Source organism: Marinomonas sp. 63XJN7_7_ISO-PGPR-S23-202, assembly GCF_056173505.1.
This window is the reverse complement of the sequence record NZ_CM149677.1, coordinates 5,167,731-5,188,956: the sequence shown is the minus strand read 5'-3', so window position 1 is coordinate 5,188,956 and position 21,226 is coordinate 5,167,731. Positions and strand designations below refer to the sequence as shown.

Genomic DNA, 21,226 nt, shown 5'->3' with positions numbered 1-21,226 from the left:
GTAAACAAAAACATAACCTTAATGTGTTATTAGATAATAATTTAACAAGCCCAAAATAATTAGACTGGCAAATCAGAACACATAAAAATAATAAATGAGGTGGTATAGTGAGCAAAGTTAAACTGACACTGACAACGGTTTTGCTGATTTTTTCTACCAGTAATTATGCTGATGTTTCCTTACCGAAATTAATAAGCTCAGGCGTTGTATTGCAGCGAGATACTGAAAATCAGCTTTGGGGTTGGGCTGAAAATGGCGAGAAAGTGACCATTCAGCTCGATGGTAACATGGTAGGTACTGACATTACTGAAGACGGCAAATGGTCAATCAAATTAGTAGCACAGCCAGCGGGCGGCCCACATAAAATTACCATAACAGGTAACAATACCTTAACCGTTGATAATGTTCTTTTCGGGGATGTTTGGCTTGCCTCAGGCCAGTCAAATATGCAAACCGATATGGCCCGCGTAAAAGTCAGATACCCAGAAGAAGTCAAAAACGCGAACAACAATCTTATTAGACATTTTGTTATTCCTCGTACTTATAATTATAACGCTCCCCAAGATGATGTGGATAGCGGTCAGTGGCAAGCGGTGAGCCGTAATACAATAGAGTCATTTTCTGCGGTGGGCTATTTTTTTGCTAAAAACCTACAACAGATAAAAGAGGTCCCTATCGGGATAATAAACAGTAGTTTTGGTGGCTCTCCGGCAGAAGCGTGGATGAGTGAAGAGGCTTTAAAAAGAGACTATCCTCATTATCTTGACCAAGTGCGCCCGTATCGCCAACCAGGCTATTTAGACGGATTAATCGCATCGGATAAAAAACGAAATGATATCTGGTATCAATTACTTGATCAGCAAGATCAAGGCCAACAAGACATCCCTTGGTATGACGATCGCGTCGACTACAGCGCATGGCCAAAAATAGCGGTTCCTGCATTTTGGCAAGATCAAGGTGTGCCGGTAGAAAATGGTAGTGTATGGTTTAAAAAAGCAATTTCTTTATCCAAAGAGCAAGCCAAGGCGCCAGCAATACTAAGCTTAGGGCGCATCGTTGATGCGGATAAAGTCTACATTAATGGTATTGAAGTCGGTCAAACTACCTATCAATATCCGCCCCGTCGCTACTCGATTGATGAAGGTGTATTAAAACTAGGCAAAAATGTCATTACGGTAAGGATAATTAGTAATAATGATAAAGGCGGTTTTGTTAAAGATAAGCCTTACTTTATTCAATTAGCAGATAAAAAAATATCACTCGATGGGCAATGGTCTTATCACGTAGGGGCTGCAATGCCAGCCACACCAGCACCAAGGTTCATCAAATACAGTCAACCTTTAGGGTTTTACAATGCCATGCTAGCACCTTTACTAAATACAACTTTAAAAGGGGTTATTTGGTATCAAGGTGAATCAAATACAGGAAGCCCTACTGAATATAGAAAATTATTTCCTGCCATGATCCGTGAATGGCGTAAGCAATTTAAGCAAGGCGATTTTCCATTTATCTTTGTACAACTTGCTAACTTTATGCCTCGTCAATCACAACCATCAGATAGTTTTTGGGCAGAACCCCGTGAAGCACAGCGATTAGCTCTCTCTGAGCCAAATACTGCTATGGCCGTTAGCATCGATGTTGGCGAGTGGAATGATATTCACCCTCTGAATAAAAAAGCAGTGGCAGATCGCTTGGCTTTGGCAGCAAGAAAATTGGCCTATAACGAAAATGACATTGTGTATTCTGGCCCTTTATTTAAGCAAATGAAGATCAAAGACAATAAAGCCATTTTATACTTTGAACTTTTTGGCAGTCACTTAGAAAAATCCAACAAAGACGCGTTAATAGGCTTTGCGATAGCCGGACGTGACGCTAAGTTTGTGTGGGCAAACGCGAGAATAGTAGGAAATACAGTACAGGTATGGAGCGACAAAATTGCAGAGCCAATATATGTGCGTTATGGCTGGGCTGATAACCCCGCTGTTAACTTGGTGAACACTGAAGGTTTACCAGCATCCCCATTTCAGGCTGAAAAATGAGTAAATTGCCATACCAAACCAGCACACTAAGAACTTAATTGAGGCCAACCAAAGCGACAGCGGGGACACCTCCAAGTTCAGTGAAGAGCATTCTGTGAGCTTCATACATATGCGCAAACAAGGAGCCAGATCTCGTCCCGAAAGAATACGGGGAAGTTTCGAGAGCTAAAAACCTAAAAAAGAACAAAAAAATAAAATGTATCAAACCTACTGACGGCGTTTTTCCCGATACAAGACATAAAGGGCTACGAAAGCCGCAGCAAAGCCTGAGGCAGCACCTATGCCTAGGGCCCAGCGCGGGCCAAAAATATGGGCTACAGATCCCACAAGAGGGCCACCGACTACGGAGCTGCCAAGGGCAATACTGACTCGTAAAGCCATCATTCGCCCCCGCATACGGCGCTCTGTGCTCAGTTGTATTAAGCTCGTCACGGAGTTGGTGAAGGTGAGGGCGGAAATACCCGTAACGACTAACGCAGCGGCAAACAACCAGTAGTTCGGTGCCAGTGACGCCAGGAAGCAGCTAATGCCAAAGGCGAAGGCACTGCTTAATAACAGGGTAAAACGAGGTTTGTCTCGACGCGCGCTAAGCAAGGCCCCCGATACCGTGCCAATCGCCATAAAGGACATCAGCAGTCCATAGCCTTGTGCATTGGAATGAAACTCGCTCACCGCCATGGTGGAAATAAAGATCGGAAAATTTAGCCCAAATGTCGCCACTAATAACAGCATTAGGAGAATGGCTTTCAGGTCTGGACGCTGCCACATATAGCGTAACCCTTCGCTAAAGGTGCCTTTTACTCGCTTATCATCCGTCCCAGAATTCAATTCGCTCACCCGTAAAAAGAACAATGACACTAACACCGCCAAGAAAGATACGCCGTTGATCACAAACGCCCAACCTGTATTAGTGGCCGCAATAATCAAACCTGAAATGGCAGGACCAATCATGCGCGCCGAGTTAAAGGAGGTGGAGTTAAGCGCTACGGCGTTGTGGAGATCCTCTTCATTGACCACTTCCCCAACAAAAGAATGCCGTGCGGGCGCATCAAACGCCGCCGCAGAACCAAATAAAACGGCAAAAATATACACTTGCCACAATGTGATCAACCCCGTTAACGTCAGCACGCCCAACAGCAGGGATAACGAGCCCATGGTTAACTGAGTCACCATCAATAACTTACGTTTATTAAAGTAGTCCGCAGCCGAGCCAGTCCAAGGTAACAAGAGAATCTGTGGTCCGTATTGGCACGCCATCACCCAGCCAAGGGCGGACGCATCGTGTTTTGTCAGCTCCGTCAGCACCAGCCAATCTTGTGCCGTTCGCTGTATCCAAGTCCCACTGTTCGAGATAAGGGCGCCAATAAACCAAATCCGATAATTGACATTGCGAAGAGACCGGAACATACCGGTAAAAGGCGATTTCATAAAAGGTCGATTACATCCTGACTGATGCCAGTGTCACTGATGCGGAGAAAGGTCTTGATGACCAAAAGGAGACATCCTGCGCCAGATCCGCACGGTTTGCTGTTTGATGAGGTTATCTGTTAAGGGCCGCTACACGATGTTGTGAATAACGGCCTCTGGTAGATCAATATACAAAATAGACAGTGAAAGGATCAAGCGAAACGGTGTTTTAGCACACAAAAAAACGCAGCCGTTAGTGGTGTTTTTTCGAGCGATACAGCCGAGCCAATGCATAACCCAAGCAACTCAAGGAAGTAATCGTAAAGCTCACAGGCCAATTACTATAATAAGAAATAGTAATACCGCCTAATCCATAAACTAACGCCAATACGGCGCTCAAAATTAACCCTTGTTTTAAGTGGGAGCTTAACTGCAGTGCGGCGGCGCCCGGGGCGATCATTAGGGTAAAGACCAACAAGGCACCAACAATTTGGCTACAGGCGGCGGTTACTAGAGCACAAATAATAAAGAATACAATGCTGTAACGACCAACAGAATAACCTCGGCTTTCGGCGATATCAGGCTGTAAGGTGGTCAGCAATAAGGGGCGCGCCAACAGTAAAAAAGCCATTCCACATAGCACACTGAGTATCGCCAAGCGAATCACCATGCTATGGCTGACGGCCAGTATATTACCAAATAGTAGACTACTGGCTTGGGTCGCGAATTGCGTATAAAAGTGCAAGGCCAATAAGCCAATCCCCAATGCCATCGTGAGAACGATACCGATAACAACATCTCTATGTTCTAAACGGTTGCCCAGATAACCAATGGCCACTCCCCCCATCACCGTGGCGATCAGCGCCCCTGAAAAAGGGGTGACACCCAAGAAAATGGAGGCACTGGCACCGGTGAAGCCAAGGTGTGCCAAGGCGTGACCGGCAAAGCTTTGACCTCGTAACACTAAGAAGTAACCGATAGGCCCAGCCAACAAAGAAATAACAATGGTGGCTAACCATGCGTTTTGCATGAATGAGTATTCAAACATATAAATCAGAATCCGGATGGGCAATTAAATGTTGGCGACCATGATGCACCACCACATCAAGGTGACAATGGTACAGTTCACTTAAGGTTTGGCTGGTGAGGAGTTCTGTGGCCTTTCCTTGTCGTAACTTCTGCTCATGAATCAACAAAACTTCTGTAAAGTGGTTAATAAAAGGGTTCAGTTCATGAGTAGAACAGATGATGGTCATACCAAGGTGCTGTTGTAAGTGGAGAATCAGTTCCACCAATTGGTATTGCCGACTTGGGTCAAGGCCCACCAGCGGTTCATCCAGTAATAATAACTTCGGCTCATTCAGTAGGGCTTGTGCCAGCATTAAACGCTGGTATTCTCCGCCTGATAGAGTATCCATAGGCTGGGAGGCAATCTTTTGTGCATTGACTTGGTCAATGGCATTGTCGATGCGTCGTTGCCATTCTTTAGCGCTTATACTCCGTGGCCGCCAGGTTTGAAACAGGGACTGTGCGCATAACGCGAGTCGGCTGCTTTGGGCTTTGAGCTGGGGTAGATAACTAATGGACGAGGAGCCTCGTTTACAGGGAGCATCCAAAATATTCAAAGTGGTATACTGTGCTTTTTGCAGCCCTAGGAGAGTGCGTAAAAAAGTCGTCTTACCCACGCCATTACCACCCAGTAAACCGACAAAAGCACCTTCTTCTATGGCAAGCTCATCACATTCAAACAGCAAACGCGAACCTAAGCTGACGCTTAGATTCGCTGCAGAAATAATCAATTTTGTCATTTATTTCTCAAGTACGTTTTGCACTCCAGTCAACTCTTGATTAATCCAGTTTTGATAGTGAGTGCCTTTAGGCATTGTTTCAGTGGCGCCAACAATAGCAACTTTATGTTTTTCCGCAAGCGCCTTTAACTGATCTGTCATAGGGTCTGTTACTTGATTATTATAAAGTAAGAAAGCCACTTTGTGTTCAGTCAGATCGTTGTGTAGGGCTTTTATTTGACTCGCAGATGGGTCGGTATCGTTCATGACAGCCATTTGGAACCCAAGGTCGCGCACTTTAAAGCCCAGTTCTGCGAACATGTAGCCAAATACTGGCTCAGTCGCAGTCACTTCTGTTCCCGCGTATTTTTGACGCAAGGTATCAATACGTTGCCAAATTGGATGTATGGATTTTACAAACGCCTGCCAGTTATGCTGATAGGCAGCTTTGTGGGCAGGATCCAGTTGGCTGAGCTCCTGTTTAATGGCTAAAGCCAACAGCAACATGGTGTGTGGATCGTACCAGATATGTGGGTTATCCCCATCTTCATGACCTGTCATACTGGCCACATTGATTTTGACTAAATTGTCGTGGCCCGCCAGTAGATTAGACATCCAATCATCGTAGCCAATGCCGCTGTAAATTGCGATCTTGGCGTTGGAAATAGAGCGGGCCACTTTCGGACTCACTTCGAAAAGATGTGGATTAACATCCGGATTCGAAATAATACTTGAAACTTCAACATGATCGCCGCCAACTTGCTTAGCGACATCCGCATAAAAGTTCTCTGCTGCAACGATATGAATAGGGGCAGCAAGCGCATAACTACTGACTAAACAAACGCTTAGCGCAAACACTCCTGATACCAGACGGCTTAGTGACATGAATTTCTCCTAACAATTTTAAAAATCTGAGGTGCTAAATAGTTGTTAGGTTATAACATAATATTTTGATTCAAGAAACTGTTTTAGTTACTAAAGAGTCACATGCAGTTACTAAATAACAACAAACAGTTACTGAAGAGCAACACGACAAAGACTCAGAGCTCCATCCATGGATCCTTCACATTTATCCTCAATCACATGAAGGTTCCATCGATATACTGCTCATTCTTATGTAAATAAAGGTAAAAAATATTGTCGATATTTATATAATCCATACACTGCTTTCTTACTAGATAATTTGGGATTGTCACGATAGGAACGAGACCCAGCTCAACAATCTAACCTACCTGATAGTTAAGAATCACCATAACATGGCTGTTTAATAGAAAATGACGACTCGTTCTAGCATAAAATTTCGACTCTTGTTAACGCTCCTGATCGCTATCGTGGTGGCAGGAGGTTGGTATGGCTGGCATTATCTGCAAACGCCGGAAAAAATAGGTAAAGCACGCCATCATTTTGGTGGCAATAGAACCACACCGGTTTACGCAGGCGAGGCAAAACAGGCCGATGTCGCCGTGTATTTGGATGCGTTGGGCACCGTAAAAGCCAATGCATCGGTAACGGTAACCAGTCGAGTCACCGGAGAGCTAAGACAGGTCTATTTTAAAGAAGGCCAATACGTTAAAAAGGGTGAGCTCATTGCACAAATCGATGATCGCGGCTATCAAGCGACCTTAGCACAAAACGAAGGCGCCTTGGCCCAGAACGAAGCCCTGCTACACAACGCCAAAACCACCTTGGCACGTTATCAAAAGCTCGCTAAAGAAAATTCTATTTCGGTACAAGATGTACAAGAACAAATGGCCACGGTTGGCCAATATGAAGGCATTGTCGCCTCCGCTAAAGCGCAAATAACGTCAGCGAAACTGAATATTGCGTACGCAAAAATTAAAGCCCCCATTAGCGGCTATATCGGTCTGTTAGAAGTGGATCAAGGCAACTTGATCAGCGGTGATTCAACCGCCATCACCACCATTACGCAAACCAATCCGATTGCCGCGACCTTCAGTATTCCTCAACAACATCTACAAGAAGTGTTGCAAGGATTACGTCGTCACCAAGAGTTTCCCGTTACTTTGTTTGACCAAACAGGTGCCAAGAAGTTAGCAACAGGCAAGCTGACCAACATCAGCAATAGCATTGACAGTGATACAGGGACAATCAAATTAAAAGCACTTTTCAGCAATGCAAAGGAAGCCCTTTATCCCAACCAGTTTGTGAATGTTCGCTTACAGGTTAAACAGCTAAAACACGCCATTGTCATTCCTAAAGCGGCATTGCAACTCAATGATAATGGCGACTTTGTATTCGTCATTGGCCCTGATAACAAGGTGAAAAAGCACATAGTGACAGCAGGGCCCGTTGATGGCGTGGATCGAGTGGTGATTTTATCTGGCATTAAAGTGGGTGATAAAGTCGTAACAACAAGCATCGATAATTTAAGAGATGGCAGTACAGTAAAAATTATCGCACCAAACAAGGACGCTCAATGAACCCATCTCGTCTCTTTATTGAGCGACCGGTTGCCACCATCCTATTGATGGTTGGGGTGTTACTATCGGGCTTGTTCGCGTATACCTTGTTACCGGTTTCGGCATTGCCGGAAGTAGACTATCCCACCATTCAAGTCAAAACCTTGTACCCAGGTGCCAGCCCAGAGGTGATGGCGATTTCAGTGACAGCGCCCTTAGAACGCCAACTAGGGGAAATGTCCGGTCTCAGCCAGATGTATTCCACCAGCTCAGGCGGCGCCTCGCTCATCACGTTAAAGTTCAACCTATCGCTACCTTTGGATGTGGCCGAGCAAGAAGTCCAAGCGGCGATTAACTCGGCCAACGCTCTCTTACCCAGAGATTTGCCCTATCCGCCTACTTACAAAAAAGTGAACCCTGCGGATGGTTCCGTACTGACGATTGCCGCCACTTCCGACACGCTACCATTAACCAAGGTACAGGATTGGATTAATTCCCGAGTGGCCCTTAAGTTGTCACAAGTCTCTGGAGTCGGATTGGTTACCTTGGCAGGTGGCCATCAAGCGGCGATTCGTATTCAGGCCAATTCTAAAGCCTTAGCCGCTCACCAGCTCACACTGGAAGACATCTACACGCTGATTAACGCCAGCAATGTGAATGGCTCAAAAGGGGGCTTTAATGGCAAATACCATTCCATCAGCATTGATGCCAATGACCAATTACGGGATGCCAATGAATACGCTAACCTCATTTTAAAATACGAAAATGGTGCTCCTCTGCGCTTAAAAGACGTTGCCAAGGTCATTTCCGGTAGTGAAAACCAATATATATCGGCCACAGCAAATGGTAAGCCCGCCATCCTTATTCAAGTGAAACGTCAGCCAGGGGCCAATGTCATCGAGGTAGTGGATAGTATTAAACGCCGCTTACCAGCACTGCAAGCATTGCTGCCTGGCAGCATTAAACTGTCGATTTTATCTGATCGCACACAAACCATTCGCTCATCGATCCATGACGTGACATTCGAGTTAATGTTGTCCATTGCTTTGGTGGTGATGGTGACCTTTTTGTTCTTGCGCAATCTCGCGGCCACATTGATTCCCAGTATTGCGGTACCTTTGTCGTTAATTGGTACCTTTGGCGTCATGTATTTGGCAGGCTTTAGTGTTAACAATTTAAGCTTGATGGCTCTGACTATCGCAACGGGCTTTGTTATCGATGATGCCATTGTGGTGGTGGAGAATATTTCACGACACCTAGAAGAAGGTGAGTCCCCCTTTCAAGCCGCGCTCAAAGGCTCGAAGCAAATCGCCTTTACGATTATTTCATTAACCTTTTCTCTAATTGCCGTACTGATTCCGCTACTTTTTATGAGCGATGTAGTCGGCCGACTGTTCCGTGAATTTGCCATCACCTTGTCGGTCTCTATCTTGGTATCGATGATCGTTTCTTTGACCTTAACCCCCATGCTGTGTGCTTATTTGCTGCGCCGCATACCAGAAGAAAAGCAAAGCCGTTTCTATAAAAAGGGTGGGCAAGTCTTTGATCATGTTGTCTCTATTTACAATGGCTACTTAACCAAGGTGTTAAACCATCAAACAACCGCTTTATTGGCGATTGTAGGTATCTTGCTGCTCACTATAGGGCTCTACGTTGCCCTCCCCAAGGGCTTTTTCCCCGATCAGGATACTGGCACGATACGAGGCATTACCATCGCCTCGGATAGCGTCTCTTTTACGGAAATGGGTAAGCGGCAAGAAAGAGTCGTCAAGCGGCTGTTAAAAGACCCTGATATACAAAGCATTACTTCCAGTATTGGTGTAGACGGACAGAATGAAACCTTAAACCAAGGAAGGTTACAGATTAACTTAAAACCCTTTGATGAGCGTAGTGACCGCGCCCCAGCCATTATTAAACGACTGTATCAAGAAGTCGCCGATATACCAGGCATAGAACTGTATTTGCAATCACAACAAGATTTAACCGTGGACGATCAGGTCACCCCCAGCCAATATCAAATGACGCTGGACGATACGGACAGTCGACAACTGGCTACTTGGACACCAAAATTGGTCGATGCTTTAAAAGAGCAACCCGCTTTAACCAAGGTTGTCAGCAACTTACAAGACCAAGGTCTCGTGAGTTATGTCACCATCCATCGTGATGTGGCGGCACGCTATGGCATCACCGTCGCCGATGTGGACACGGCCTTATATAACGCGTTTGGACAACGTCTGATTTCAACGATCTTTACCCAATCCAACCAATACCGTGTTGTCTTGGAAGTACCGGCCAATAAAGATCAAGCCGTCTCGACCTTGAATGATATTTACCTGGCCGGTAAATCCACCACAGGTTCTGGGGCTACCCCCATGGTCCGGTTAACCGATGTGGCCACAATCAGCCAAAGAACAGGCTCATTAATGAAAGCTCGGCTTGACCAGATTCCAGCGGTTACTCTGTCGTTCGATGTGGCCGATGGTTATTCCATAGAACAAGCCCAGCAAGTCATAAGTAACACCATTCGCCAGATAAAACTGCCCAACAGCATTACCCTAAAATACCAAGGTTCCGCCGCAGCTTTTAGTCACTCGACGAAAAATACCTTATGGCTGATTCTCGCCTCTTTGCTGACCATGTATGTGGTACTGGGCATTCTTTATGAGAGTTTTATCCATCCGATCACCATTCTATCCACACTGCCGACAGCCGCTGTCGGTGCCTTTTTGGCTTTATTGATGAATGGGACGGAATTCAGTTTGATCGCCTTAATCGGCGTCATCTTGCTGATCGGTATTGTGAAGAAGAACGCCATTATGATGATCGATTTTGCCTTGGAAGCAGAAAAAACACAGCATCTGAGCCCTCGTGACGCCATTCATCAAGCCTGTTTATTGCGTTTTCGCCCCATTTTAATGACGACTATGGCGGCCTTATTTGGCGCCTTACCATTAATGTTAGCCCAGGGCTCGGGGGCAGAGCTACGCCAGCCAATGGGGTTGGTTATCGTTGGGGGACTGATTTTAAGTCAATTACTGACATTATTTTCTACCCCCGTCATCTACCTGTTCTTTGATCGACTCTTAAGACGTCGTCGACAACGAGCGCAGCGATGAACCTTTCAAAAACGTTTATTTTTCGCCCAGTGGCAACATGGTTAATCACCATGGCATTGATGTTACTGGGCATTTTAGGCTTTCAATGGTTGCCTGTATCCAGTCTGCCCGCTATATCAATTCCAATTATTGTGGTTAATGCCCATGTCTCCGGTGCTAGCCCGGAAACCATGGCTGCAACGGTTGCCACGCCATTGGAGCGAGCATTAGGGCAAATTTCAGGGGTCAATGAGATGACCTCATCCAGTGCGTTAGGCTCGACCTCTATCGTGCTTGTGTTTGACGGTAAACGTAATATTAATGGCGCCGCAAGGGATGTCCAAGCGGCCATCAATGCCTCTCAAAGCCTATTACCCAGCGCTATGACCTCCTTGCCGACCTATCGAAAAATCAATCCGGCGGCAGCGCCTATTTTAATGATGTCACTGACCTCAAAATCGATTCCTGCCAGTGTCATGTATGATTTTGCTACCAATCAGTTAGAACCTCGGATCGCGCAAGTCGATGGTGTAGGAGAGGTAACGCTATCAGGCAGTTCTTCGCCAGCGGTGCGCATCAGTCTCCACCCACAAGCCTTGACCCATTATGGCATTTCCTTGGATGCTGTTCGTAAAGCCATTGTGGCTGCGACCAACCATGGACCCAAGGGCGTGATTCAAAGCGATAAACACACCTTAATGGTCAATAGCAATAGCCAATTGCTGCATGCCAAGGCGTTTAAAAACATCGTTATCCACTATCAAAATGGGGCCGCCATCCATTTATCCGATGTTGCTGAGGTGAAAGAAGGGGTAGAAAACCCGTACAACGTCGCCTACTACAATAATCAGCCTTCGGTGAATATTCGTGTCACCCTCGCTTCCGGCAAGAACATGCTATCCACCATTGATGGCATCAAAGCGCAAATGCCCGTATTTAAAAAGCTGCTTCCAACCGGTGCGCAATTGCACATTACTTTAGACCGTTCTCCTATGATACGTTCCGCCTTGCATGAAACGGAACGCACCTTACTGATTGCCATGGCCCTAGTCATCGCGGTGGTATTCGTCTTTTTACGTAATGGCCGAGCCTTATTTATTCCGGCGATGGCATTACCTGTGTCTTTATTGGGAACCTTTGCCGTGATGTACCTGCTTGGGTACAGTTTAGATAATTTTTCATTGATGGCTCTTATCGTCTCCACAGGCTTCGTCGTGGACGATGCCATTGTGGTGTTGGAGAATATATCCCGACACTTGGAAGAGGGCTATGGGCCTGTCAGAGCCTCGTTGCGAGGTGCAAAGGAAGTCGGCTTTACCGTGCTCGCGATGACCGTCTCTTTGGTGGCGGTGTTTATTCCATTGCTCTTTATGGGCGATATTATTGGTCAGCTACTTCGAGAATTCGCCGTCACCTTGACGGTGTCACTGTTGATCTCAATGCTGGTCTCCGTGACACTCACGCCCATGTTGTGCTCACGCTTGTTACGTCACCACACACAAAACCGTCCTAAAAACCGCTTTTATATTGGAATTGAAAACGCCTTCGACTGGCTCAATAGAGGCTATAAAGTATCGTTGGATATTGTCCTCAGACACAAGCGCATCACCCTGTTGACCTTGATCGCAACCATTGCATTGAATTTCCATTTGTACGGCACTATTCAAAAGGGCTTCTTTCCAGAGCAAGACACTGGCGTGCTATTTGGCGCCTTACGCGCGGATCAAAATACCTCCTTTGACGCCATGGAACCCAGACTACGCCAATATACTAAGATGATTCTCTCCGACCCCGCCGTTGCCAGCGTGATGAGCGCTATCACTAGTTCGCGCCGTGGTGGCCAAAATTTAGGTCGCTTTTTCGTGCTACTCAAGCCACTTAACGAACGACAGGCAACCGCCGCCCAAGTCGCGAATCGTCTGTACCAAAAATCTCAAAACATGGCAGGAGGGAGGCTATTTTTACGGGCCGCCAGTGATCTTCATGTTAGCGGACGCAGTGCCAATGCGAGTTATCAACTGAGCTTACAATCAGGCGATTTAAACCTACTGCGCAAATGGGCGCCCAAAGTCCAAACGGCATTAAGTCATTTACCCGAGCTCAGTGGGGTCGATTCGGATTTAGAAGAGGGTGGCCAAGAAGTTCGCATCGTTATTAACCGCGATGCGGCGAAACGCCTTGGTGTCTCGGTCAAAGATTTGGATACCCTATTAAATAATGCGTTTAGCCAACGCCAGATTGCCACCATGTACCAAGACACAAACCAATATCATGTCGTCATGGGGTTAACCAAGGATTACACCAGCAACAGTGATGTTTTAAAATCCATGAGCATCGTGACAAATAAGGGCAATATTGTCCCTATAAGCGCATTTACCACGCTGGAAAGCGGAAACGCGGCTTTATCCGTCTCACACCAAGATCTGTCCGCCACGGTTACCATCGCGTTTAATACGGCGGATGGAGTCACGTTAGAACAGGCACAACAAGCCATTAAACTGGAAATAGCCAAATTAGCCATGCCAAGCAGCATTGTGGCGAACTACGCAGGGAATGCTAAATTTTCAATCCATTTTGCCAACAATATTCCTTGGTTAATCTTGGCAGCACTCATTACGGTGTATCTTGTCCTCGGCATACTCTATGAAAGCTTTGCTCATCCACTCACCATTTTATCCACCTTACCGTCCGCAGGACTTGGTGCTTTGCTACTCATGCAAATCACTCATACACAGCTGACCATTGTCGCCTTGATTGGTATTTTGCTGTTGATTGGTATTGTGAAAAAGAACGCCATTATGATGATAGATTTTGCATTAGATGCCCAACGAAAGCTGGGGATGTCTGCAGAACAGGCCATTAGAGAAGCCTGCCTAAAACGTTTTCGACCGATTTTAATGACATCGTTTGCCGCGTTTTTTGGTGCCTTACCAATGGCCGTTGGACAAGGCGGCGATGCCGATTTACGCAGTCCGTTAGGCATTGCGATCTGTGGTGGTTTAGTTGTCAGTCAGTTGCTGACCTTGTATACCACCCCTGTGGTCTATCTCTATATGGAAAAAATTAGCCAAGGGACTCGGCGATTTTGGCAACGTTATATTCGTAAAGAAGACTGGTCTGCTAGCGGTTCCTCTCTAACCAATGATGAAAATGGATCATGATGAATAATCGAATCATTCAATGTGTGTGTATCAGTCTATTCGCGACGATACTCAGTGGCTGTGCGGTGGTTGGGCCGGATTATAAACGACCAAGCGTCCCACAAAGCCCATCATTTAAAGAAGCTAAAGGTTGGCAAAAAGCAACACCACTAGACCAAGAGCCTAAAGGAAGTTGGTGGAAAGTCTATCAAGACCCAGTGTTGTCTAAATTGCTCGCCCAAGTACAGATAAACAACCAAAACGTCGCCGAATATGCAGCTCAGTACGAAAAAGCCAAAGCCGTTGCAGAACAAGCAGGCGCCAATCTGTATCCATCGATCAATGGTTCAGCGGGCGCAACACGTTCTGGTACACAAAACCAAACCAGTAATAGCTTTTCTGCGAAGGGCAGTGCCAGCTGGGAGTTGGATCTATGGGGAAAATTACGCCGCACTCGGGAAGAGGATCGTGCCAGCGCCATGGCAAGTGCCGCCCAACTGGCCAATGCGACCCTCAGTGCGCAATCCAGTTTGGCGCAAGATTATTTTCAATTGCGGGTGATGGATGAGCAAATCGCACTTTATCAACGCAATATAAAAAACTATACCCAATACCTAAAAGTCGTTAACAATCAATACAAAGCAGGGAACATTTCCCGTTCCTCTTTGGCTCAAGCGCAAACCCAATTACACACCACTCGGGTTTCTATGATTAATCTCAAATGGCAGCGGGCTCAGTATGAACACGCCATTGCGGTATTAATTGGCAAACCACCTGCAGCATTTTCACTGCCTGCTGAGCCGTTGACCTATCATTTGCCCAAGATCCCTACCGAGCTTCCCTCTGCGTTGTTACAACGTCGACCCGATATTGCCTATGCAGAGCGTAATGTGGCCGCTGCGAACGCCGCCGTCGGCGTTGCCATTGCCGGGTATTATCCTGATTTAACCTTGTCAGCCAGCGCAGGGGTTGAAAACTCCACCTTGAGTGACCTGTTCGAATTGCCTTCAAGAGTTTGGTCGATTGGGCCTTCTCTGAGTGGCAATATCTTCGACTTTGGGGCCACGAAAGCAAAAGTTCGCCAAGCAAAAGCCGCTTATAACGCCAGTGTCGCCAATTATCGACAAACCGTACTGAGTGCCTTCCAAGAAGTAGAGGATTATCTGGTGGCTATACACGGGCTAAACGAGGAAATGGCCGTGCAAAAACAAGCCACCGCATCCGCCAGAGAGTCTGCGAGGGTGACCTATAATCAATTTAACTCCGGCATGATCGATTACTTAAATGTCGCGACGACAGAAGCCACCAGCCTGAGCCAACAACAGAATGAATTGAATATCATCAAATCTCAGCTCATCAACAGCGTAAAATTGATCGTCGCTCTAGGCGGCGGCTGGAATGTGAGCGATTTACCCTCCGCAACGCCACCGAAAAAGAACACAGCAAAATAAAGCTCCCCTAAAACCCAATAGTGCAGTCCATTAGACTGTACCTATTGGGTAGGTTACTTAGCCTACTGTTACTTTGGCTTTCGGGCTGTCAAAACGACTGTTTTAGACGTGCGGCAAATAGACTCAGTCTTTACAACGCCTCAGCCGTTTCTTGTAGATATCGCCATAGCGGATTACCGCTATGCATATCAATAATCACTACGGACCAGCGAGAAGAACCTTTGTCTTCTTCCTGATGTATTTCACGATAGCGTATAACAATGCTGGTTACTTAGCCTACTGTTACTTTGGCTTTCGGGCTGTCAAAACGACTGTTTTAGACGTGCGGCAAATAGACTCAGTCTTTACAACGCCTCAGCCGTTTCTTGTAGATATCGCCATAGCGGATTACCGCTATGCATATCAATAATCACTACGGACCAGCGAGAAGAACCTTTGTCTTCTTCCTGATGTATTTCACGATAGCGTATAACAATGCTGTCTTGTGTTGCTAATAGCGTTTCACATTGCTCAATTGTAATGGACAAGGATGGGCGACTTCCTATGTTCTGTCGAAATAGCGCTTCAACCTGTTGTAGACCGACAAGATTCCCAGAAACTGGGACCATGGAAAAAGTCGGGCTGAAGCTATTCAGTAGTTTTTCTAGAGACATAGGGTGCTTTGAATCACCAGTAAATACATCTTGAATCCATTGATGGAGCTCGATAACACTGTGATGCGCGACTAACTCTCTTTCGGATACCATAACGAGTCCTTTTTCTGGGTGAGTTTTTTAATCAGTAGCAAGGGACTGAGCCCAACAACTGAGGCTATTAAAAATGTCAGTTGGTAGGCTGACATATCCGTGGTGTACCGTTGCAACAAGTTAAAAACTAAAGTGAAAAAAGCAGCACCGATACTGAAGGACATCTGACGATTCAGATTCCAGATAGTACTGGCTCGAGTAAGTTGCTCTTCGTCAAAATCCATCATCGCCGTTGTCTGGGCTGTATTGGCACTTATTCCTCCTCCCATGCCCATCAATAGGTAGGCGATAATCAATAATGGCAGTGTGAGAGTATTTCCCGCTAAAGAGAGAACCGCGATCCCAGAGGAGTGTAATAATAAACCAGATAGAAATAATGGCTGTGCACCAATACGATTATAGAGTCGGCCACCCATTACCATGGCAAAAAATGACCCTGTCGCATAAAGTATCATCAATGATCCAGTTTGCTCCGCCGACCAACCCAGCTCATCTTGAAGAAAAAATATACTTAATAGGTTCACTCCTGTGAAGACACCAGGAACCGCATGGTAAATCAGCACAGAAAATCGCATATGAATATTATGCAGCATTTTGAGATCAAGAATGGGGTCAGACTTATCCTGATAGTACTTCAAGTAAGCCATAGCAAAAACAAAGCCGATGATAAGAAACAATAATGACTTCAGTTTTGAACCAGCATCGGCATAAAGAGAAAGTCCTATGAGTATTGTGGCCAATGAAATACTAACCAACATTAGTCCCTTTAGGTCAGGGCGTTTTACCTTCGTGTCCTCAGAGCGAATCCATAGTAGGGCCAATAACGCTGTTAATAAACTAAAGGGAATATTACATAGAAATACCCAACGCCAAGAAGCATGGTCAACAATGATACCACCAATAGTCGGTGAGATAGCGGGAGCAATCAAAGCGACTGCCATAACAAGTGTTGATATTTTTGCTCGTTCTTTATTTTTAAATAAATTAAAGGTGAGAGCTTGACCAACGGGAATAAGCAGTCCACCACCCACGCCTTGAATAAAACGAAAGGTGACTAAAGAATAAAACTCATTTGCTGTACCAGATAATAATGCACCCAATGAAAATATAAGCATGGATGCCACAATGGTTAATCGAGCGCTGAATTGACTGGCTAACCAATTACTAATAGGAATAATCAGTGTCAGGCCAAGAATATAACTATTTGCAACCCAAACAATACTAGACGCTGATACAGATAATTCTCTGGCAATATCAGGAAGAGAAATTGCTGACATAAAGATATTTATACAGTCAATAAAAAAACCGATCAAAAAAATGAGAGCAATTCGGTAGCGATAAGCCATGAGCAACCTCTGACAAAATGTTATGGCCGGAATACTATAGAGTTTGACGGAGGGTGACGAGCGGTTTAGACTAAACGCTAAGTTTAATGAGATTTAACAATGAATGTTTAACAATCTAAAACGTATCCATATTTTCATCACTGTCGTTGAAAGTGGCTCATTCTCCAAAGCGGCGGATCGACTATTCATCAGCAAAGCGATGGTCAGCATCCATATCAAATCCTTAGAAGACTCTCTGAAAGTTCCATTATTAATCAGAAACTCCAGAGGCTTTGTGATGACTGAAGCGGGTGAATTACTCTATAACGATTTTAAAGAGACATTTTCAAATATTCAGACATCATTAGAAAATGTTGTTGAAAAGCATCATTCTCTCACTGGAAATTTAAGAATTTCTTCCACTGTCGAATTTGGAGAGGTGTTCTTAATACCTATTATTGCTGATTTCTGTCAATCTCACCCAGATATTACTATTAGTTTTCATGCAGATTCTTCATTAAATAAATTAGTCAATGAACAGATTGATTTAGCGGTTAGGTTGGGTACATTGAATGATTCGTCTTTAAAAAGTCGAAAGATCGCCCATTATAATATTATTATGGTGGCCTCTTCACAGTGGCTACTAAAAAACCCTCTTACTTCATTAGAGGATGTTAACTCAGCTCACTGGATTGCTAACAGTAATCTAAAAAATCCGACACAATGGACTTTTCATAATAAAGATAATCATGAGTTCAAAGTGAATGCCACCGCAAAGTTTAGTACTAATTCATCAATATCTATAAAGTCTATGGTGAAATCCAACCTTGGTATCGCCATATTACCCGAATGGATAATCAAAAAAGAATTAACAGACGGGGATTTTGTTCATTTATTTCCAGACTGGAGTCTTCCTAAACAGGATATCAGTGTTGTTTTTACAGGAGACCACCGCGTTCGTCTTAAATGCAGATCATTTATCGATCATCTAGTACAGCATATAAATGATCTACAATAAATAGTGTAATACTTCCTATCCCACGGTCATTTTTGCTTTCGGGTAGCGAACTTTTTTTCTTCTTGGGCTGGCTAAAAAGTAGGCTAATGTTAGCGGCCCTAAACGGCCAATAAACATTAAAAAGATAATAATAAACTCACCGGTATCATTTAATGAGCCCGTTAATCCCCTCGATAAGCCAACGGTTCCTAGCGCCGATACCGCTTCAAACACCACATCGATCATCGGTGCGTTCTTTTCACTTAGTAGTAAGCCAAAGATGGCAAGCCAAGTCACACCAATGGAAATCATCGCTAGGGCCAGAGCTTTGCTGATCACTTCTTTGGGAATTTCACGTTTGAAAACGTTAACTTCTTCATCTCGTCTTAAATACCCATAGGTGGCATAAACCAAGAGCATAAAAGTCACAACTTTAATGCCACTGGCGGTACTCAAGGAGCCGCCGCCAATGAACATAAGCACCAGCATCAGCGCCGTGGTCGCGTCTCGTAATTGATTAATTGGCAAGGTATTAAAGCCTGCGGTGCGCGGCGTCACCGCTTGAAACCAGGATGCTAACCACTTGCCGCTTTCGCTTAATGGCCCTAACGTATGCGGGTTGTTGTATTCGATAAAATAGATAGCCAGCACCGCCACCCCATTAATAATGATGGTGCCAGAGATCATCATTTTGCTGTAGGTGGATAATTTCGACCAACGACGGTTTCTCATTAAATCAATCCAAACAGAAAACCCTAATCCGCCAATAATGAATAAACCACTAATGGTGAAATTCACCACAGGATCGGACACATAGGGAATAAGACTATTGGCACTCAGCGCAAAACCGGCGTTATTAAACGCACTGATGGTATAGAAGAAGCCATAAAACAAACTGGTTTTCCAACCAAGTGAATCACTCCAGTGCACGGCTAAAATCACCATGCCAATGAATTCGACCACAAAAGAAAATAACAACACCGATTTAGCCGTTGAGACAATGGTCGAGGCATCGGTATGGTTAAACGCCTCAATGGCCACCGTACGCTGTAAGAAACCAATACGGCCACCTAACGCCACCAGCGTCACGATGGCAAAAGTCATTAAGCCAAGACCGCCACATTGAATCAAAAGGGCGATGGTGACTTGTCCAAAGGTGGTAAAAACGGTTCCTGTGTCTTCAACAGACAATCCTGTCACGGTCACCGCTGAGGTAGCAGTAAATAAACTGTGTACCCAAGAGATCGGGTGTACCGTGGCAATCGGTAACTTAAGCAAGAAGGTGCCTAAGATGATCAGTAACAAAAAGCCGCCACACAAAATCAAAGGTGGGGCAGCCATGATTTTCTTAGCCCCTTTTGGGTGTCTTTCAATCGGTGCGACAGAGGGATCCCACATCATATCAAGACAACCTCGGCGCTAAGCACTTCAGCGCATCACGCGTACCCGATAATAAAAGGATATCGCTGGCTTTGATCTCAAAGTCTTGGTCTAACTGTAAAAACGTCTCTTGCTCACGTTTCACCATCACGGCATCCACTTTGCCTTTAGAGGGCCCTAGCAGCTCCCCCAAATGACATCCATCTAATGGCTGCTTAATGTGAATTTCCACCACATACAGCCCATGACCAATCGAAAGGTAATCGTTTACCATAGGGTAATTAAGCGCTTGGGCAACCCGCACCCCCATTTCCTCTTCTGGATGGATGATGCGTGACACGCCAAGTTTAGAAACAATGGTATGATGGGCGCGGCTATTGGCTTTTACCCAAATTTCCTTCACCCCCAATTTTTTCAATGCTAAGGTACAGAGCAAACTGGATTCCATGTCTTCACCAATGGCCACCAATACCGCATCACTGTTGGCAAGATCCAATTCTTTTAACGCATTCTCATCGGTGGAATCACAAATCAGTAATTGGGTAAAATCTTCAACGTTTTTTTCTGCGACTTTTGCATCTCTGTCCACCCCTGTAACGGTGTGACCCAAATAAATCAGCTCCATACTGGCTGCAATACCAAATCGCCCTAAACCAATCACGGTAAAATGTGCCATATCAATCACTACCTTCTATTCACACGTTATTTTTATTGATCACTGAGCGATTCACTCGACGGATGCGTCGATAACAAACGGTATCCCAGACCCGTTTCAGTCTTAATAAGGCGCTGATCATCGGCACTATCATTCAACTTTTTACGTAATTGACTCACCAAAATACGTAGATAATGTGAGTCTCGCTTATGGGTTTCTCCCCAGATCGTAGCCAGTAACACGTCTTGCATAACCAATTTGCCAGGCGTTGCCATCAGCAAGCTTAAAAAAGCAAATTCTTTTTTGGTTAACGCTAAAGTTTCACCTTGGAACCACGCCTGATTAGTGCTGATTTTTAAATGAATATCACCAGTAATTAAGTCATCAAGAGGTTGGTGAGTATTCACTAAATCTCTTACTAATACCTTTACTCTGGCAATCAATTCACGGATACCAAACGGCTTACTTAAGTAATCATTTGCCCCCGCTTCCAGTAGACGAATTTTTTCATCTTCTTCGTCCCGAGCGGTTAAAATCAGAATCGGTACATGGCTGGTGGCTCTGATATCGGACACCAAATCCGCACCATCGCCATCGGGTAACCCCAGATCCAGAACAATCAAATGCGGAACATGGGCTTCAATAGAGGACTTGGCCATGACAATCGAGTCGGCACCATAATAATCAAACCCTTCTGCCTCCAAGGAGATACGAATAAAAGTGTGAATTTGTGGCTCATCATCAACCACTAACACTCTATAAGCCATCATGCTTTTCTCTCCTG

15 protein-coding genes are annotated in these 21,226 nt (G+C 45.1%); 6 read left to right on the top strand and 9 right to left on the bottom strand.

From position 1 onward, the window contains the following. Window positions 1-107 precede the first annotated feature (107 nt). Window positions 108-2,039 (top strand): sialate O-acetylesterase, encoded by a 1,932-nt coding sequence (locus tag AC0VYG_RS23855; protein ID WP_475430312.1) that lies wholly within the window; start codon window positions 108-110, stop codon window positions 2,037-2,039. 207 nt (window positions 2,040-2,246) lie between these two features. Here AC0VYG_RS23855 and AC0VYG_RS23850 read toward each other — a convergent pair whose 3' ends face one another. The 4 genes from AC0VYG_RS23850 to AC0VYG_RS23835 form a co-directional block, all read right to left on the bottom strand. Further along, window positions 2,247-3,467: an MFS transporter gene (locus AC0VYG_RS23850; protein ID WP_475430311.1), complete on the bottom strand. Its 1,221-nt coding sequence runs from the start codon at window positions 3,465-3,467 to the stop codon at window positions 2,247-2,249. Between the two features lie 232 nt (window positions 3,468-3,699). Further along, complete coding sequence (locus AC0VYG_RS23845; protein WP_217491094.1) at window positions 3,700-4,476, bottom strand: metal ABC transporter permease; 777 nt, start codon at window positions 4,474-4,476, stop codon at window positions 3,700-3,702. 10 nt (window positions 4,477-4,486) lie between these two features. Then, window positions 4,487-5,254: an ATP-binding cassette domain-containing protein gene (locus tag AC0VYG_RS23840; protein ID WP_475430310.1), complete on the bottom strand. Its 768-nt coding sequence runs from the start codon at window positions 5,252-5,254 to the stop codon at window positions 4,487-4,489. Then, window positions 5,255-6,118: a metal ABC transporter solute-binding protein, Zn/Mn family gene (locus tag AC0VYG_RS23835; RefSeq protein WP_475430309.1), complete on the bottom strand. Its 864-nt coding sequence runs from the start codon at window positions 6,116-6,118 to the stop codon at window positions 5,255-5,257. 389 nt (window positions 6,119-6,507) lie between these two features. Here AC0VYG_RS23835 and AC0VYG_RS23830 point away from each other — a divergent pair, with 389 nt between their 5' ends. Genes AC0VYG_RS23830 through AC0VYG_RS23815 form a run of 4 tightly spaced genes read left to right on the top strand, consistent with a single transcriptional unit; the run spans window position 6,508 to window position 15,339 of the window. Beyond that, window positions 6,508-7,674: an efflux RND transporter periplasmic adaptor subunit gene (locus AC0VYG_RS23830; protein ID WP_475430308.1), complete on the top strand. Its 1,167-nt coding sequence runs from the start codon at window positions 6,508-6,510 to the stop codon at window positions 7,672-7,674. After that, window positions 7,671-10,769, top strand: a complete 3,099-nt coding sequence (locus AC0VYG_RS23825; protein ID WP_475430307.1) for an efflux RND transporter permease subunit — start codon at window positions 7,671-7,673, stop codon at window positions 10,767-10,769. The genes AC0VYG_RS23830 and AC0VYG_RS23825 overlap by 4 nt, the downstream gene beginning before the upstream one ends. Further along, on the top strand, window positions 10,766-13,909 hold the full coding sequence (locus tag AC0VYG_RS23820; protein WP_475430306.1) for an efflux RND transporter permease subunit: 3,144 nt from the start codon (window positions 10,766-10,768) through the stop codon (window positions 13,907-13,909). The genes AC0VYG_RS23825 and AC0VYG_RS23820 overlap by 4 nt, the downstream gene beginning before the upstream one ends. Further along, window positions 13,906-15,339, top strand: a complete 1,434-nt coding sequence (locus AC0VYG_RS23815; protein ID WP_475430305.1) for an efflux transporter outer membrane subunit — start codon at window positions 13,906-13,908, stop codon at window positions 15,337-15,339. The genes AC0VYG_RS23820 and AC0VYG_RS23815 overlap by 4 nt, the downstream gene beginning before the upstream one ends. 344 nt (window positions 15,340-15,683) lie before the next feature. Here AC0VYG_RS23815 and AC0VYG_RS23810 read toward each other — a convergent pair whose 3' ends face one another. Together AC0VYG_RS23810 and AC0VYG_RS23805 are read right to left on the bottom strand one after the other, a co-directional pair. Further along, window positions 15,684-16,085 carry a hypothetical protein gene (locus tag AC0VYG_RS23810; protein WP_475430304.1) on the bottom strand — a complete coding sequence of 134 codons (402 nt, stop codon included), beginning with the start codon at window positions 16,083-16,085 and terminating at the stop codon, window positions 15,684-15,686. Continuing rightward, window positions 16,064-17,431 (bottom strand): MFS transporter, encoded by a 1,368-nt coding sequence (locus AC0VYG_RS23805; RefSeq protein WP_475430303.1) that lies wholly within the window; start codon window positions 17,429-17,431, stop codon window positions 16,064-16,066. The genes AC0VYG_RS23810 and AC0VYG_RS23805 overlap by 22 nt, the downstream gene beginning before the upstream one ends. A gap of 103 nt (window positions 17,432-17,534) precedes the next feature. Between AC0VYG_RS23805 and AC0VYG_RS23800 the strand changes: the two genes are divergently transcribed. After that, window positions 17,535-18,428, top strand: coding sequence for a LysR family transcriptional regulator (locus AC0VYG_RS23800; RefSeq protein WP_475430302.1), 894 nt, complete (start codon window positions 17,535-17,537; stop codon window positions 18,426-18,428). A 15-nt stretch (window positions 18,429-18,443) separates the two neighbouring features. Here AC0VYG_RS23800 and AC0VYG_RS23795 read toward each other — a convergent pair whose 3' ends face one another. Genes AC0VYG_RS23795 through AC0VYG_RS23785 form a run of 3 tightly spaced genes read right to left on the bottom strand, consistent with a single transcriptional unit; the run spans window position 18,444 to window position 21,212 of the window. Beyond that, window positions 18,444-19,808, bottom strand: a complete 1,365-nt coding sequence (locus tag AC0VYG_RS23795; protein ID WP_475430301.1) for a TrkH family potassium uptake protein — start codon at window positions 19,806-19,808, stop codon at window positions 18,444-18,446. 1 nt (window position 19,809) lies between these two features. Beyond that, window positions 19,810-20,463: a potassium channel family protein gene (locus tag AC0VYG_RS23790; RefSeq protein WP_067011761.1), complete on the bottom strand. Its 654-nt coding sequence runs from the start codon at window positions 20,461-20,463 to the stop codon at window positions 19,810-19,812. A 32-nt stretch (window positions 20,464-20,495) separates the two neighbouring features. After that, complete coding sequence (locus tag AC0VYG_RS23785) at window positions 20,496-21,212, bottom strand: response regulator (RefSeq protein ID WP_475430300.1); 717 nt, start codon at window positions 21,210-21,212, stop codon at window positions 20,496-20,498. Window positions 21,213-21,226: the final 14 nt, after the last annotated feature.